The following is a 13,463-nucleotide window of genomic DNA, read 5'->3' as shown; positions in this document are numbered from 1 at the left end:
GCATCCGCGCTTTTCCGCGGAAAGCACGACGAATTGCCGGGCGGCGCCCTTTTCGGGGCCGGACCGGCAATTCGTCTTTATGGAGGCCATGACGGGAATCGAACCCGTGTGCACCGCTTTGCAGGCGGTTCCCTAAACCACTCGGGCACACGGCCGTGGGGTGGGGCTGGTGGTGCGGCTGGAACTGCGGGTGCGCTCAGGCGCAGCGGCAGCAGCGACAGGCGCGACAACACCGGGGAGCGGTGGTGCAGGTGCGGGGCGCGAGGGCCGCCGTCTTCCTGTCCATGTCCGACTCCTGTCGTCGTTCGCCGTGTTGGTGAATTCAGTCTGGCGGAATGCCGGGCGCAGCGTCAATATCCTTCTGTAAATTCTGTGTGGCGGGATTCCCGACCGGGTGTGCTACGGTCGGTAACAGGTGGTCCTCGCGGCCGCCCCGGACGAGCGCGTCGTACCCGGTCACGACAAGACGGCGCAGTGACAGCGGCAACCAGGCCGCTGCCGACTGCGGAGGTACGACCGTCATGGCTTGGCTCGTTCTGATCATTTCCGGTGTCCTGGAGACGGTGTGGGCGGTGGCCCTGGAGAACTCCAAGGGCTTCTCCCGGCTGGTCCCGACCGTGGTGTTCGGTGTCGCGCTGGCGCTCTCGATGGGTGGCCTGGCGTACGCGATGCGCTCGATCCCGATCGGCACCGGCTACGCGGTCTGGGTCGGCATCGGCGCGGTGGGTACGGCGCTGTACGGCATGACCGTGCTCGGTGACGCGGCGACCCTGGCCCGGATCGGCTGCCTGCTGCTGATCGTCTCCGGCGTGGTGGGCCTGAAGGTGCTGCACTGAGCCCCGTGCCGAGCCGCCGCTGATCCTTCCGTCCTAGGGCCGGGGGAGGAGTGGAACTACGACCACGGTCAGGGGCCATCGGGCCAGATGCGCCTTACGATCATACGTATGACCACAGCCTCCCCCGTGTCGGCCGACACCGCCTCCGTTCCGATATCGACCGACCCCGGCGGAGGGGTCATGGGCGACCGCTTCCGGGCGCTGACCCTGGGCATCGTCTCGGTGGTCCTGGTGATCGCCTTCGAGGCGACGGCCGTCAACACCGCGATGCCGGTCGCCGCCGGCGAGCTCGACGGCTTCGGGCTGTACGCCTTCGCCTTCTCCGGCTACTTCACCACCACCCTGTTCGCCCTGGTCGTCTCCGGGCAGTGGTGCGACCGCAGCGGGCCGCTGCGGCCGCTGTTCACCGGTATCGCGGTGTTCGGCGCCGGCCTGCTGGTGGCCGGGGCGGCGCCCGGGATGTGGATCTTCGTGGGCGGCCGGGCGCTCCAGGGCCTCGGCGGCGGCCTGGTGATCGTCGCCCTGTACGTGGTGGTCGGCCGCGCCTACCCCGAGCGGCTGCGGCCCTCGGTCTTCGCGGCCTTCTCCGCGGCCTGGGTGCTGCCCTCGATCGTCGGCCCGCTGGTCGCCGGGGCGGTCACCCAGCACCTCGGCTGGCGCTGGGTCTTCCTCGCGGTGCCGGTGCTGATCCTGCTGCCGCTCGCGGTGATGGGCCCGGCGCTGCGCCGCTCGATGGGGGTCCCCCCGGCCGGAGGCGGGGGGAAGGAGCAGCCGCTGCTCGGGGGCGCCGCGTTCGACCGCCGCCGCACCGGGCTGGCCGCGATGGCCGCGGTCGGCGCCGGTCTGCTGCAGTACGCGGGCCAGCGGCTCGACCTGCCCGGTCTGCTGCCGGCCGCCGTGGGGGTGGCGCTGCTGCTCCCGGCGGTGCTGGGGCTGCTGCCGACCGGGACGCTGCGGGCCGGGCGCGGGCTGCCGACGGTGATCCTGCTGCGCGGGGTCGCGGCCGGGGCGTTCTTCGCGGCCGAGGCGTTCATCCCGCTGATGATGAGGACCGAGCGCGGTCTCTCGCCGACGCTGGCCGGCCTCACCCTCACCAGCGGTGGCCTGTCCTGGGCGCTGGGCTCCTGGATCCAGGGCCGGCCGGGGGCGGAGCGCTACCGGACGCTGATGATCCGCGGCGGTTTCGTGCTGACCGCGGTGGCCATCGCGGGCGCGGCGCTGGTGCTGGTCCCGGCGGTGCCCGCCTGGGTGGCGGCGGTGGCCTGGGGCGTCGGCGGGATCGGCATGGGCCTGGCGGTGGCGAGCATCAGCGTGCTGATGATGAAGCTGTCCACGCCGGAGGACGCCGGGGCCAACTCGGCCTCGCTCCAGGTGAGCGACGCGCTGGGCAATGTGCTGCTGATGGGTCTGGCGGGGGTGCTGTTCGGGGCGCTGGGCGGTGGCTCGGTGGCCGCCGTCCACGACGGCGCCGCGGGCGCCGGCTCGACCGGCGCCTTCGCGGTGATCTTCCTGGTCATGGCCGGGGTGGCGCTGCTCGGCGCCCTGGTCTCCGGCCGGGTCCGCAAGGCCGCCTGAGCCGGGGCCGACGACTCCCGCCCCGAGGCCCTCACGCAGGAGCGGGCGACAATCAGAAGGTCTCCCAGCCCCCGGCCGGTGCCTGGCCGGGGGCGAGGCCCTGCAGCTTGCGCAGCAGCGCCGGCTCCTGGGCGTCCAGCCAGTCGACCAGCTGGCGGAAGGACACCATCCGCACCTCGGGACGGTCGGCGATCGCCTTGATCACCTCTTCGACGGCGTTCATGTAGATGCCGCCGTTCCACTCCTCGAAGTGGTTGCCGATGACGAACGGGGCGCGGTTGGTGGTGTAGGCGCGCTCGAAGCCCATCAGGTAGGCGTCCCGGGCCTGGGTCTGGAAGCCGGGGTGGAGCGCCGGGTCGGCCTTGGTGTTGCTGCCGCACTGGTTGAACATGATGTTGTAGTCCATCGACAGCACCTGGAAGGTGTGCCCGGGGAAGGGGATGGACTGCAGCGGGAGGTCCCAGAGCGCGCCGCCCTGGATCTTCTGCGGCCACACCTGGGTCCCGTTGCCGCTGCTGTCGTAGCGCCAGCCGCGCCGGACGGCGGTGGGCAGCAGGTTGCGCTGGCCCTCCAGGCAGGGGGTGCGGCTGCCGATCAGCTCCTTGCGGTAGTCGAAGGGCAGCGCCGGCAGGTCGGTGAAGCCGGTGTTGGTCCGCCAGTTCGTGACGAAGCCCATCGCCTGCTCGATCTCGCTGTCCCACTCCTCGGCGGACCACTGGCCGACGCCGTTGGCGCCGCAGAAGTGCCCATTGAAGTGGGTGCCGATCTCGTGCCCCTCCAGCCAGGCGGCGTGCAGGTTCTCCAGGGTGTCGTGGATGTGCTGATCGCTGAGGTAGCCGATGTCGGAGGCGCCGACCTTGTGCTGCGGCGGGCGGTAGAGGTCCTTCTTCGCCTCGGGCAGCAGGTAGAGGCCGCTGAGGAAGAAGGTCATGGACGCGTTGTGCTCCCGGGCGAGCCGGCGGAAGCGGGCGAACAGGCCGTTGTCGAGCTCGGCGGCGCCGTCCCAGGAGAGGACGACGAACTGGGGCGGGCGCTGGCCGGGCCGCAGCGGTTCGAGGCTGGGCTGGTTCGGCTGCGGGCCGGTGTCCGAGGTGGAGCCGTCGCCGATCAGGGTGACCGGGGGCTTGGCGGCCTCGGTCGGGGTCGTCGCGTGGTCCTCGGCCGGGGTGGCCGGGACCGGGGCCGGAGTGGTCGCCTGTCCGCCGTCGGGATCGGTCCGGCTCGCGCAGCCCGCGGCGAGGCTGGCGGCGCCGGCGGCACCCGCGGCCAGCAGGGTGCGGCGGGAGAGGGCGTCCATGGTCACTCCGTTCGTGGGGCGTGCGCGGGGGCGGGGCACGGCAGGCGCGCGCGACCGTCCGCCGGACCGGGGTCCGGTGGGACAAGTGCGGTGATAGGCCTGTGAACGGGGTCAGCATGGCATGTGATCGGAAGCGGTCAACGCTTCACCACGAACGGTCGGAACTCATCGCCCGAAGGATGCAACCGTGATGACGTTCCTGAGTGTCAGATGAAGAGATCGTCGCTGCATCGGACAACCGCCAGGTGACCGGAGCGTGGCGTCACGGTGACGACTCACTCGCGCGGACCATGTCGAGCCCCTCGGACCCTGCCGAACGGGGGGAGCGAGTACGACCATCGTATGGATGTGGCATAAGGTCCGATCCGGTTGCATTGTTCTCAGACATCTCCCAGAAACCGGCAACCGTTCGACGTCAGCAGAGGGGAGCGCCGGTGGGCGCCCAGCAGAGCAGGAGCCCGTGGCCGGGTACCCTGGCGGTCGGCGCCGCGCTCGTGCTGGGTGCGTGGCTGCTCACCGACGGCGGTCACACCGTGCTTCCCCCGGCTCCCGGCAGCGGGCAGGCCCTCACCGGCTTCGCCCCGGTCTCCGTGGTGCCGCCGCTCGGACCCTCCAGGCCGACCAGGATCCGGATCCCGGCCGTGCGGCTCGACGCCCCGGTCACCGGCCTCGGTCTCGACCGGGAGGGCCACCTCCAGACCCCTCCCGAGGAGGACCGAAACCTCGCCGGCTGGTACCGGGACGGTGCCACCCCCGGCCAGCGCGGCACGGCCATCATCGCCGGCCACGTCGACAACCACAGCGGGCCCGCCGTCTTCTACGACCTGGGCGCGCTGCACCGCGGGGATCGGATCGAGATCCTCCGCGAGGACGGCCGCACCGCGGTCTACCAGCTCTACGCCATCGAAGTGCACGATCGAAAGGACTTCCCGGACGACCGGGTGTACCGCCAGGCCGCCGACGCCCAGCTGCGGGTGATCACCTGCGGCGGAGGCTACAGCGAGGAGCGGGGCTACGACGGCAACGTCGTCGCCTACGGCTTCCTGGCCGACACCAGGCGTTCGGGGACGAACGTATGACCACCGTCTCCCTTGCTCTGAGCTGGAACCCGATCGACTGGCCGCTGACCCGCGGCCCGATCCCGCGCGCCGTCCTGGTGGCCGGCTGGGGTTCACTGCTGTTCCTCGCCTGCTACGCCCGCACCCGCGGGTGGTGGCGCCGCCGGCTGCCCGCCGCCCTGGTCACGGCGGCGGCGCTCAGCCTGCTGCTCGACACCGCCGTCGACGACTGGTGGCACCCCTTCCCCGAGGGGACCCCGCACTACGTCACCTGGTGGATCGCCGTCGGCCTGCTCGGGCTCTCGCTGGTCGCCTTCCGGATGCGCGGCAGCACGCTGCGCCGCAGGCTGCTGGCGATCGGCGCCGGGGCCCTGGTGCTGCTGATGGCCTCCTCCCAGGTGAACCGGGGCTTCGACCAGTACCCGACCGGCCGGGTGATGCTGGCGCCGTGGCTGGAGAAGACCCAGGAGCTGACCACGGGGAAGGCCGCCGCCACCATCGGCCGGCCGCCCGGCAAGGTGCTGGAGGAGGTCTGGCAGGCGCCGGCGGACCTTCCGGCGAAGGGCACCGTCTCGTCGGTCGCCGTTCCGGGCACCAAGTCCGGCTTCGAGTCCCGCGACGGGTACGTGTACCTGCCGCCGGCCTACCAGGCCACCCCCCGGCCGCTGCTGCCGGTGGTCGTGCTCCTGGCCGGCCAGCCGGGCACTCCGGGCGACTGGGTGTTCGGCGGCCAGATCGCCGACTCCCTCGACGCCTTCGCCGCCGAGCACCACGGGCTGGCCCCGATCGTGGTGATGGTCGACCAGCTGGGCTCGACCTGGAACAACACGCTCTGCCTCGATTCCAAGATCGCCAATGTCCAGACCTTCCTGGCCGAGGACGTGCCGGCCTGGGTGCACGCCAACCTCCAGACGGCCGAGGGCCGCAAGAACTGGGTGATCGCCGGTGCCTCGATGGGCGGCACCTGCGCACTCCAGCTCGCCGTCAACGCGCCCGAGGTCTACGGCTCGTTCCTCGACATGTCCGGTCAGGACGAGCCCACCCTCGGCACCCGTGAGGAGACCGTCCAGGCGGCCTACGACGGCGACGCGGCGAAGTTCGCCGCCGTCGACCCGCTCCAGGTGATGGCGCGGAAGAAGTTCCCGGACACCGCGGGGGCCATCGTGGTCGGCCGCGACGACGACGAGTTCCGGCCGCAGCAGGAGAAGGTGTACCGCGCGGTCGTGGAGGCGGGAATGCAGGCCAAGTTCGACCTCATGCCCGGCGGGCACGGCTGGATCATCTTCCGGCCCGGCATCGCCGACCAGCTGCCCTGGCTGGCACAGCAGACCGGGATGATCCGGTGACCCTGCTCGGCGCCTCCCCGGGAGTCGCCGCCGAGCAGGAGCAGAGCCGCGGCGGGGGACAGTCGCGCCTGCTCGTGCCCAGGCCCTTCCGCACCGGGTCCGGCTCCAACCGCTCCGACACCGCGGGCGCGGGCTCCGGCGGGTCCGACAACGGCGCTCCGGGCCCCGGCGCGCCCGCGCCGCGGCCCCCGCAGCGGGTCGTCCGCGCGGCTGCGGGGCTCGTCGCCCGGCTGGCCGCCCGGCTCGGCGAGGCCCCGCTGACCCTGGTGCTGCTGGTCGGCCTGTGGGCCGTCGGCGCCGCCACCGGCAGCCTCGCCCGGGGGCCGTCCGACGCCCTGCTGGAGCAGGTCGGCATCGGACGGCCGACCCTCCACGCTGGCCGCTGGTGGACGCCCCTCACCTCGCTGTTCTGGTGCTCCGGCATCGGCTCCTACGTCTTCACCAGCCTGCTGCTGCTCCTGGTCGGCCCGGCCGCCGAGCGCCGCCTCGGCCGGCTGCGCACCGTCGGGGTGCTGGTCGCCGGTCAGCTGGCCGGCGTCATGGCCGGGACCGTCGTGGTCGCGGTCGGCGCGAAGCTCGGCGAGCAGTGGACCCTCTCGATAGCCGGTCAGACCGCCGTCGGCCCCGGCGTCGGCCTGTTCGCGCTGGCCGGCGTGCTCGGTTACCGGCTCACCGTGCTCTGGCGCCGGCGGCTGCACCTGCTGGTGCTGCTGATGCCGCTGGTGATGGCGCTGTACGTGGGGCACCTGCAGAGCGTCCAGCGGTTCAGTGGGGCGCTGGTCGGCCTGGCCGCCGGCGCGCTGCTGTTCCGCCGCCGCCCGCACCTGCGCTCGCACCGCTCCTCCCACACCGAGACCCGGGTGCTGGTCGCGCTCTGCCTGGTCGCCGCCGCGCTCGGCCCGATGATCGCCTCGCTGTACGACAACGCGGCCGGCCCGTTCAACACCTTCTCGGAGATCTACCTCTCGCACCGGCTCACCCCGGACGAGGTCGCCGACTTCTGCTCGGTCTCGGCCCACGACTGCGCCCGCGCGCACGCCGTGCAGCGGATCTTCGACACCCCGGCCCGGCTGATGGCCACGCTCTTCCCGGCCCTGCTGCTGGTGCTCGCCGAGGGCCTGCGCCGCGGCCTGCGGTTCGCCTGGCGGATCACCATCGCCACCGAGCTGCTCTGGACCGCGATGCTGGTCGTCCTGTTCGCGGAGACCAGCACCGGTTCGAGCGACGTCCTCCAGTACTTCGTCGAGGCGCTGCTGCTGCCGATGGTCACCGTCGGCCTGCTGCTGGCCACCCGCAAGCGCTTCACGCTGCGGCTGCCGCGCGCGGTGCTCGGCCGGCTGTTCGCGGTGGTCGGCGGGGCGCTGGCCGTCGCCTCCGCCGCCTACACCGGGCTGGGTGTCCTGGCCGCCGGTCAGTTCGAGCCGGGCGCGACCTTCCGCGGCCTGGTCCACGGGCTGCCGGCCCAGTTCCTGCCGCCCGCCTACAACGACCTGCTGCCGGACTACCCGATCGCGGTCGGGCGGTTCGCCCGCGCCCTGGAGACGTACTGCGGGCTCGGCTTCTGGGCGGTCGCCCTGGCCGCGCTGCTGCTGACCTTCCGTCGGCCGGTGGTCCAGGTCGCCGCCGAGGACGCCGCCCGGGCCCGGGCGCTGCTCACCGAGCACGGTGGCGGCACGCTGTCCTTCCTCACCACCTGGGACGGCAACCACTACTGGTTCGACGAGGAGGGCCGGGCCGCCGTCGCCTACCGGGTGCTGAACACCGTGGCGCTGACCACCGGCGACCCCTTCGGCGACCCGGCGGCCCGGGACCGCGCGGTGGCCGGCTTCGCCCGGTACTGCGACGCCCGGGGCTGGACGCCGTGCTTCTACAGCGTCACCCCGCAGACCCGGGCCGCGGCCGGGGAGCTCGGCTGGCGCTCGCTCCAGGTCGCCGAGGACACCGTCGTCGCCCTGCCCGACCTCGCCTTCACCGGCCGCAAGTGGCAGGACATCAGGACCGCGCTCAACAAGGCCGGCAAGCAGGGCATCACCGCCGAGTGGTGGTCGTACCACGAGGCGCCGCTGGCGCTGAAGGAGCAGATCCGGGCCATCTCCGAGGAGTGGGTCTCCGAGAAGGGCCTGCCCGAGATGGGGTTCACCCTCGGTGGCCTGGAGGAGCTGGACGACCCGGCGGTGCGGCTGCTGATCGCGATCGACGAGGACCGCAGTGTGCACGGTCTGACCAGCTGGATGCCGGTCTACGAGAACGGCGAGCCGGTCGGCTGGACGCTGGACTTCATGCGGCGGCGCTCGGACGGCTTCCGCGGTGTCACCGAGTTCCTGATCGCCTCGGCCGCGCTCGGCTTCAAGCAGGAGGGCGCGCGGTTCCTCTCGCTCTCCGGCGCGCCGCTGGCCCGCTCGGAGAAGGAGCCGCCCACCGGGCTGCAGAAGACCCTGGACTGGCTGGGCCGGGTGCTGGAGCCGGTGTACGGCTTCCGCTCCCTGCTCGCCTTCAAGGCGAAGTTCCAGCCGGAGTACCGGCCGATGTACATGGCGTACCCGGACCCGGCGGCGCTGCCCAGCATCACCCGGGCGATCGGCAAGGCCTACCTGCCGCACCTCACGCCGACGCAGGGCGTGCGGCTGATGCGCAAGCTGTCGTCCTAGCCGGACCGCCCGTGCCTCAGGGACACGGGCGTGCGGTCCGGAACGCCGGCCGCCCGGGACTTCGGTCCCGGGCGGCCGGCGTTCTCGTGCGCGCGGCCGGGCCGCCCCCGTTCAGCCGAGCAGCTGGGCGAGGGCGCGGTCGGCGTCCAGGTACAGGTGCTCCTCGCCCTCGGGCACCAGCAGGTGGCTGCGCCAGAGGAAGCGCCGCAGGTCGGCGGTGTCGAACCGGACCAGCGCGGTGCCCTCGGGCGCGCGCAGCTCGACCAGGGTGCTCCGGCCGGGGCCGGGCCGCACCTGCACGTCGCCGACGCCGGAGGGCAGCTCCAGGCCGCCCGCGAGCAGCCGGCGGGCGAAGACCCAGACGATGTCGCCGGCCTCCGGGCCCGCCGCACCGGTGGGTTCGTCCAGCGAGAACTCGCCGGGGAAGGCCATCCGGACCGCGAGCGGGTCGTCGGTCCGATAGGTCAGGGCGACCCGCAGCCGGGCGTACCGGTGCGCGGACAGGATCAGGCGGGCCTGGACGGTCTCTTCGGCGGTGGCGTGCACGGCGCTTCCCTTCGCTGGTGAGGCCGCGGCGGGCGGTGGAGGGTGGAGCGGCCTCATTCCGAAGAGAGGCGGTGGGAGGGGTTCCGCTTACGCGGGTTTCCCGGAATTCCGCCGTGATCCACCTCACATCGATTTCCGGCCGCACCCGCCCCGGGCAGGGCGGACGCCCGCCCGGCCCGGCCCCGCCGTGGCCGCGCGAACGGCGCCGGGACCGGTACGCTGGGTGGGTTGTCCGAACGCCGTCCGACCGCGGACCGAGGCTGCGAAACCGCCTCTGACCTGCGATGATCCCCCCTCGGAGACCGTGAGTACTGCCGCCGCCCCGATGCCGCTCTTCTCCGACGCGAACGAGTCGCACGCGCCCGTCCGGGCCGTCGGCCATGCCGCGCCGGCCTCCTCGCACCAGCTGTCCCCGGCCTTCCCCGGCCGTGCCCCCTGGGGCACCGCGGGCAAGCTCCGGGCCTGGCAGCAGGGGGCGCTGGACAAGTACATCGAGAAGCAGCCGCGCGACTTCCTCGCCGTCGCGACCCCGGGCGCCGGTAAGACCACCTTCGCGCTGACCCTGGCCTCGTACCTGCTCCACAACCACCTGGTGCAGCAGATCACCGTGGTCGCGCCGACCGAGCACCTGAAGAAGCAGTGGGCCGAGGCCGCCGCCCGGATAGGCATCAGGCTGGACCCGGGCTACTCCTCCGGGCCGCTCTCCCGGGACTACCACGGCATCGTGGTCACCTACGCGGGCGTCGGCGTGAACCCGATGCTGCACCGCAACCGCACCGAGGCCCGCAAGACGCTGGTCATCATGGACGAGATCCACCACGCCGGTGACTCGAAGTCCTGGGGCGAGGCCTGCTTCGAGGCCTTCGAGCCGGCCTCCCGGCGCCTCGCACTGACCGGTACGCCGTTCCGCTCGGACACCAACCCGATCCCGTTCGTCCAGTACGAGGCCGGGGGCGACGGCATCCGCAAGTCGGTCGCCGACTACACTTACGGCTACGGGCACGCGCTCGCCGACCACGTCGTCCGTCCGGTGATCTTCCTGTCCTACAGCGGCAACATGCGCTGGCGCACCAAGTCCGGCGACGAGCTGGAGGCCCGGCTCGGCGAGCCGATGACCAAGGACCTCATCGCCCAGGCCTGGCGCACCGCGCTCTCCCCGCAGGGCGAGTGGATCCCGTCCGTGCTGCAGGCCGCCGACCGCCGGCTCACCGAGGTCCGCAAGGCGATCCCGGACGCCGGCGGCCTGGTGATCGCCACCGACCAGAACGTGGCCCGCGCCTACGCCAAGATGCTGCGCGAGATCAGCGGCGAGAAGGTCACCCTGGTGCTCTCCGACGAGACCGAGGCCTCGCAGCGGATCTCCGACTACGCGGCCGGGACCTCGCGCTGGATGGTCGCGGTCCGCATGGTGTCCGAGGGCGTCGACGTGCCCCGGCTGTGCGTCGGCGTCTACGCCACCTCGATCTCCACCCCGCTGTTCTTCGCCCAGGCCGTCGGCCGCTTCGTGCGCGCCCGCAAGCGCGGCGAGACCGCCTCCGTCTTCCTGCCGACCGTCCCGATGCTGCTGGGCTTCGCCAACGAGATGGAGCTCCAGCGCGACCATGTGCTGGACCGGCCGAAGAAGGAGGGCGAGGGCCTCTTCGACGAGGAGGACCGGCTGCTCGCCGAGGCCGAGCGGGCCAACGACGGCCCGGACGGCGCGGGCGGCGACGAGTTCTCCTACGAGGCGCTGGGCTCCGAGGCGGTCTTCGACCGGGTGCTGTACAACGCCATGGAGTTCGGGATGCAGGCGCACCCGGGCAGCGAGGAGGAGGAGGACTACCTCGGCATCCCGGGCCTGCTGGAGCCGGACCAGGTGCAGATGCTGCTGCAGAAGCGTCAGCACCGGCAGATCCAGCGGAGCAAGGGCAAGCCGGCCGAGGAGGCCGACCTGCTGGAGCTGCCGGCCGAGCAGCGGCCGGTCGTGACCCACCAGGAGCTGCGGGAGCTGCGCAAGGAGTTGAACGCGCTGGTGGCCGCCTGGCACCACCGCACCAACCAGCCGCACGGCACGGTCCACAACGAGCTGCGCCGGCAGTGCGGCGGTCCGCTCACCGCGCAGGCCACCGCCAACCAGCTGAAGGCGCGGATCGACAAGATCCGGGAGTGGGCGAAGTAACGATCCGTCGGATCCGCCGGATCCGCCGGAGGGGCGGCCGGGGCGACGTTCCTGGGGTGCTGCGGGGGTGCTCCCGGTCGTTCCCGGTCACTCCGCGGCCGTTCCGGGCCGGTCGCCCGGCCCCTCCGGTCCCGGGTGTCTGTCCGGACTTCGGACTGTGCTCGAACTTGCGCCCGGTCGGGCCGGGTGGAATGCAGCAGTTCGTCCGCTTCTGTCCGGCCGGACAGAATTGATCTTGACCGAATTTTGGACAAACACTTCCGCCGCCGCATTTCCTTCACTACCTTTCCCCCACGCTCTCCCGCCGGGCAACCCCCGCCGGACGGGCGCCGCAGGGCCCCAGGACGTCAAGGACGACACACCGCGGCCCTGGCGCGGCCACCCCCCTGCGCGCGACCACCGAGTCCCGGACCGGCCAGCCGATCCGCGACCGCCGCGGAAAGGAATTGCGCGTCGTGACTGCAGAGACCTCCCAGACCCTGGACCGGGGAGTCCGGGTCCTCAAACTCCTCGCCGACTCGGAGCGCGGACTCACCGTGACCGAACTGGCGGCCCGCCTCGCCGTCAACCGGACCGTCGTCTACCGGCTGCTGGCCACCCTGGAACAGCACGGGCTGGTCCGCCGGGACATCGGCGGCCGGGCCCGGGTGGGCCTGGGCGTGCTCCGGCTCGCCCACCGGGTCCACCCGCTGCTGCGCGAGGCGGCACTGCCCGCGCTGCGCAGCCTCGCCGAGGACCTCGGGGCCACCGCCCACCTGACCCTGGTGGACGGCAACGAGGCGCTCGCGGTGGCCGTCGTCGAACCCAGCTGGACCGACTTCCACGTCGCCTACCGGACCGGGCTGCGCCACCCGCTCGGGGAGAGCGCGGCGGGCCGGGCGATCCTGGAGGCCCGGACCTTCCCCAGCCAGCGCCGGCCGGAGCAGGGCTTCGTCATCACCCGGGCGGAGGAGCAGTCCGGCGCGTCCGGTGCCGCCGCGGCGCTGCTCGGACTGAGCGGCATCGAGGGCAGCGTCGGCGTGGTGATGCTGAACGGGCTGGTCCCGGAGCGGGTCGGCCCCCGGGTGGTGGAGGCGGCCACCGAGGTCGCCGACGCGCTGCGCTGACCGCCCGGTCCGCCGGGTGGGCCGTTCGGGTGGCCGTGTGCGTGCCCGCCGGACGGCCCCGGTGTGTTTGGATGCCTCTGTGTCCGACACCAAGCTGCCCACGGCCCTGACCTCCCCCCGGACCCGGGCCCTCGCGCTCTGCGGCGCGACGGTCGCCGCGCTGTTCGGGGTGGCCGCCTTCGTCCCGCTGCCCTACACGCTGACCTTCCCCGGCGTGACCGCGGACACCCTCGGCAGCTACCAGGGCCGCCCGGTGCTCACCGTCACCGGCGCGCCGGTCCGCACCACCCAGGGGCAGCTGCGGATGGTGACCATCTCGGCGACCAACCCGGGGGAGCGGACCACGCTGTGGCGCTCGCTCCAGGCCTGGTTCGACGAGGACGAGGCCGTCCGGCCCAGCGAGACCGTCTACCCGCAGGGCGACCCGGCCAAGGCCAACGAGGTCACCGCCCAGCAGATGGCCGAGTCCCAGGACGCCGCCACCACGGCCGCGCTCGGCTACCTCCAGCTGTCGCCCGCGCAGGTGAAGGTCAAGGTCGACCTCGGTGACATCGGCGGCCCCAGCGCCGGGCAGATGCTCGCGCTCGGCATCGTCGACAAGCTCCGCGGGGACGGCAAGGGCGGCGACCTCACCGGCGGGCTGACCGTCGCCGGCACCGGGACCATCGACGAACAGGGCGTGATCGGCCCGGTCGGCGGTGTGCCGCTCAAGACCCAGGCGGCGGCGCGGGACGGCGCGACCGTCTTCCTGGTGCCCAAGGACGAGTGCTCGGACGCCAAGGTCAACCTCCCGGCGGGGCTGCGGCTGGTGCCGGTCGGCACGCTGGGGGAGTCCGTCTCGGTGCTGGAGGCGCTGCAGTCGGGCGGGGCCGTTCCGGGGTGCTGAGCCGCTG

10 protein-coding genes, 1 tRNA gene and 1 riboswitch are annotated in these 13,463 nt (G+C 72.9%); of the genes, 8 read left to right on the top strand and 3 right to left on the bottom strand.

The features are described from left to right. Positions 1-80: 80 nt before the first annotated feature. Positions 81-155, bottom strand: a tRNA-Cys gene (locus tag ADK60_RS20875). A 256-nt stretch (positions 156-411) separates the two neighbouring features. Next, positions 412-476, top strand: a riboswitch (guanidine-III (ykkC-III) riboswitch). A gap of 45 nt (positions 477-521) precedes the next feature. Here ADK60_RS20875 and ADK60_RS20870 point away from each other — a divergent pair. Together ADK60_RS20870 and ADK60_RS20865 are read left to right on the top strand one after the other, a co-directional pair. Then, entirely contained in the window at positions 522-836 is a 315-nt protein-coding gene (locus ADK60_RS20870) for a DMT family transporter (RefSeq protein ID WP_045938693.1), read from the top strand. A 108-nt stretch (positions 837-944) separates the two neighbouring features. Further along, positions 945-2,411: an MFS transporter gene (locus ADK60_RS20865; protein ID WP_053648038.1), complete on the top strand. Its 1,467-nt coding sequence runs from the start codon at positions 945-947 to the stop codon at positions 2,409-2,411. Between the two features lie 52 nt (positions 2,412-2,463). Here the strand turns inward: ADK60_RS20865 and ADK60_RS20860 are convergent, their stop codons facing one another. Next, entirely contained in the window at positions 2,464-3,708 is a 1,245-nt protein-coding gene (locus ADK60_RS20860) for a polysaccharide deacetylase family protein (RefSeq protein WP_053648036.1), read from the bottom strand. A 434-nt stretch (positions 3,709-4,142) separates the two neighbouring features. Between ADK60_RS20860 and ADK60_RS20855 the strand changes: the two genes are divergently transcribed. Genes ADK60_RS20855 through ADK60_RS20845 form a run of 3 tightly spaced genes read left to right on the top strand, consistent with a single transcriptional unit; the run spans position 4,143 to position 8,760 of the window. After that, positions 4,143-4,787 carry a class F sortase gene (locus tag ADK60_RS20855; protein ID WP_234325855.1) on the top strand — a complete coding sequence of 215 codons (645 nt, stop codon included), beginning with the start codon at positions 4,143-4,145 and terminating at the stop codon, positions 4,785-4,787. Next, positions 4,784-6,112, top strand: a complete 1,329-nt coding sequence (locus ADK60_RS20850; RefSeq protein WP_053648035.1) for an alpha/beta hydrolase — start codon at positions 4,784-4,786, stop codon at positions 6,110-6,112. The genes ADK60_RS20855 and ADK60_RS20850 overlap by 4 nt, the downstream gene beginning before the upstream one ends. After that, the gene (locus ADK60_RS20845) at positions 6,109-8,760 is read left to right on the top strand and encodes a rhomboid family intramembrane serine protease (RefSeq protein WP_053648034.1); all 2,652 of its coding nucleotides are present in this window, start codon (positions 6,109-6,111) and stop codon (positions 8,758-8,760) included. The genes ADK60_RS20850 and ADK60_RS20845 overlap by 4 nt, the downstream gene beginning before the upstream one ends. Positions 8,761-8,871: 111 nt before the next feature. Here ADK60_RS20845 and ADK60_RS20840 read toward each other — a convergent pair whose 3' ends face one another. Continuing rightward, positions 8,872-9,306, bottom strand: coding sequence for an SsgA family sporulation/cell division regulator (locus ADK60_RS20840; protein WP_053648033.1), 435 nt, complete (start codon positions 9,304-9,306; stop codon positions 8,872-8,874). A gap of 325 nt (positions 9,307-9,631) precedes the next feature. Between ADK60_RS20840 and ADK60_RS20835 the strand changes: the two genes are divergently transcribed. The 3 genes from ADK60_RS20835 (at position 9,632) to ADK60_RS20825 (ending at position 13,456) form a co-directional block, all read left to right on the top strand. Continuing rightward, positions 9,632-11,464 carry a DEAD/DEAH box helicase gene (locus ADK60_RS20835; protein ID WP_053648032.1) on the top strand — a complete coding sequence of 611 codons (1,833 nt, stop codon included), beginning with the start codon at positions 9,632-9,634 and terminating at the stop codon, positions 11,462-11,464. Between the two features lie 455 nt (positions 11,465-11,919). Then, positions 11,920-12,570, top strand: coding sequence for an IclR family transcriptional regulator (locus ADK60_RS20830; RefSeq protein ID WP_030308168.1), 651 nt, complete (start codon positions 11,920-11,922; stop codon positions 12,568-12,570). A 79-nt stretch (positions 12,571-12,649) separates the two neighbouring features. Next, positions 12,650-13,456 carry a S16 family serine protease gene (locus ADK60_RS20825; RefSeq protein WP_234371193.1) on the top strand — a complete coding sequence of 269 codons (807 nt, stop codon included), beginning with the start codon at positions 12,650-12,652 and terminating at the stop codon, positions 13,454-13,456. The last annotated feature ends 7 nt before the right edge of the window (positions 13,457-13,463 follow it).

It is taken from the genome of Streptomyces sp. XY431 (assembly GCF_001279805.1).
In the GTDB taxonomy this organism is placed as follows: Bacteria; Actinomycetota; Actinomycetes; order Streptomycetales; family Streptomycetaceae; genus Kitasatospora; species Kitasatospora purpeofusca.
Note: the sequence above shows the minus strand (reverse complement) of the source record. Positions and strands in the feature narration are given on the sequence as shown.

Coding starts and splice junctions, on each gene's coding strand:
- ADK60_RS20870 (WP_045938693.1), top strand. CDS start 522: ATGGCTTGGCTCGTTCTGATCATTTCCGGTGTCCTGGAGACGGTGTGG.
- ADK60_RS20865 (WP_053648038.1), top strand. CDS start 945: ATGACCACAGCCTCCCCCGTGTCGGCCGACACCGCCTCCGTTCCGATA.
- ADK60_RS20860 (WP_053648036.1), bottom strand. CDS start 3,708: ATGGACGCCCTCTCCCGCCGCACCCTGCTGGCCGCGGGTGCCGCCGGC.
- ADK60_RS20850 (WP_053648035.1), top strand. CDS start 4,784: ATGACCACCGTCTCCCTTGCTCTGAGCTGGAACCCGATCGACTGGCCG.
- ADK60_RS20835 (WP_053648032.1), top strand. CDS start 9,632: ATGCCGCTCTTCTCCGACGCGAACGAGTCGCACGCGCCCGTCCGGGCC.